We start from the raw sequence: 2,052 nt of genomic DNA, 5'->3' as shown, positions 1-2,052 counted from the left end.
CCAGAAGTAGATAGCTTAACCTTCGGGAGGGCGTTTACCACGGTGTGGTTCATGACTGGGGTGAAGTCGTAACAAGGTAGCCCTAGGGGAACCTGGGGCTGGATCACCTCCTTACCTAAAGATTTATAGTTTGATGCAGTGTCCACACAGATTGCTTGGTCGAAATGTAAAAGAGCGCTAGCGTTGCCCAACAACGCTGGCAGAAAACTAAGTCCCGTTCGTCTAGAGGCCTAGGACACCGCCCTTTCACGGCGGTAACAGGGGTTCGACTCCCCTACGGGACGCCACTTTGGGTCGTTAGCTCAGTTGGTAGAGCAGTTGACTTTTAATCAATTGGTCGTAGGTTCGAATCCTACACGACCCACCATCTTCTCCTTTGAGGATGTAAAATATCGGAGGGCGATTAGCTCAGTTGGGAGAGCACCTCCCTTACAAGGAGGGGGTCACTGGTTCGAGCCCGGTATCGCCCACCATTCTTTCTCTTAAATCTTGATTACAAGATTAAGTTGAGAAGAATAAGCACCACCCAGTTATATTGGGGCTATAGCTCAGCTGGGAGAGCGCTTCGCTGGCAGCGAAGAGGTCTGCGGTTCGATCCCGCATAGCTCCACCACTTTCTAAATGCATTTTTACTCTTAATATAGAGTTGAGTGTGATTAGAAAGTGGATTATTTGTCTCTGTAGAGATAGAAGAACACATGCTCTTTAACAATCTGGAAAGCTGACTAGTAAATTCAATCGAATGATTGAATTACAAATGTTTTTATCGAAAGATAAAAACGAGTTCTCAAAACAAACACACATTCAAGTGTCTTGTGTAAGAGTCCGGCGAAAACAAATCCTCTCTTTTTAGAGAGAAACCTTGGTTGTTGCCATACGAAACCTCTTGGGGTTGTATGGTTAAGTGACTAAGCGTACACGGTGGATGCCTTGGCAGTCAGAGGCGATGAAGGACGTATTAACTTGCGATAAGCCTAGTTTAGATAGTAAAAATCACTTGAGACTAGGATTTCCGAATGGGGAAACCCAGCTGCATAAGCAGTTATCATAACGTGAATACATAGCGTTATGAGGCGAACCGGGGGAACTGAAACATCTAAGTACCCCGAGGAAGAGAAATCAATTGAGATTCCGGCAGTAGCGGCGAGCGAACCCGGATTAGCCCTTAAGCGGCATTAGCGTTAGGTGAAGGTACTGGAAAGTACAGCGATACAGGGTGATAGCCCCGTAACCGACAACGCTTTTACCGTGAAATCGAGTAGGACGGGACACGTGATATCCTGTTTGAACATGGGGGGACCATCCTCCAAGGCTAAATACTCCTGACTGACCGATAGTGAACCAGTACCGTGAGGGAAAGGCGAAAAGAACCCCTGTGAGGGGAGTGAAATAGAACCTGAAACCGTGTACGTACAAGCAGTAGGAGCCCACTTGTTGGGTGACTGCGTACCTTTTGTATAATGGGTCAGCGACTTAATTTTAGTAGCAAGGTTAACCGTTTAGGGGAGCCGTAGGGAAACCGAGTCTTAACTGGGCGTACAGTTGCTAGGATTAGACCCGAAACCAAGTGATCTAGCCATGGGCAGGTTGAAGGTGAGGTAACACTTACTGGAGGACCGAACCGACTAATGTTGAAAAATTAGCGGATGACTTGTGGCTAGGGGTGAAAGGCCAATCAAACTTGGAGATAGCTGGTTCTCCCCGAAAGCTATTTAGGTAGCGCCTCGGACGAATACTACTGGGGGTAGAGCACTGTTAAGGCTAGGGGGTCATCCCGACTTACCAACCCTTTGCAAACTCCGAATACCAGTAAGTACTATCCGGGAGACACACGGCGGGTGCTAACGTCCGTCGTGAAGAGGGAAACAACCCAGACCGCCAGCTAAGGTCCCAAAGTTATAGCTAAGTGGGAAACGATGTGGAAAGGCTCAGACAGCCAGGATGTTGGCTTAGAAGCAGCCATCATTTAAAGAAAGCGTAATAGCTCACTGGTCGAGTCGGTCTGCGCGGAAGATTTAACGGGGCTAAGCTATACACCGAAGCTGCGGCAAT

The 2,052-nt window shown here is 48.0% G+C and carries 4 tRNA genes and 2 rRNA genes; all 6 read left to right on the top strand.

The features are described 5' to 3' along the window. Positions 1-114 (top strand): 16S ribosomal RNA (locus C9J48_RS27535); the annotation flags it as partial. Between the two features lie 97 nt (positions 115-211). Beyond that, positions 212-287: transfer RNA gene (locus C9J48_RS27530), tRNA-Glu, on the top strand. Positions 288-291: 4 nt separating this feature from the next. Further along, positions 292-367, top strand: a tRNA-Lys gene (locus C9J48_RS27525). Positions 368-397: 30 nt separating this feature from the next. Further along, positions 398-473, top strand: a tRNA-Val gene (locus C9J48_RS27520). 64 nt (positions 474-537) lie between these two features. Beyond that, a tRNA-Ala gene (locus C9J48_RS27515) sits at positions 538-613 on the top strand. Between the two features lie 285 nt (positions 614-898). Next, positions 899-2,052, top strand: a 23S ribosomal RNA gene (locus tag C9J48_RS27510); the annotation flags it as partial.

The sequence above is a fragment of the Photobacterium profundum genome, from assembly GCF_003026285.1.
In the GTDB taxonomy this organism is placed as follows: domain Bacteria; phylum Pseudomonadota; class Gammaproteobacteria; order Enterobacterales; family Vibrionaceae; genus Photobacterium; species Photobacterium profundum.
This window is presented reverse-complemented; position numbering and strand designations above follow the sequence as displayed.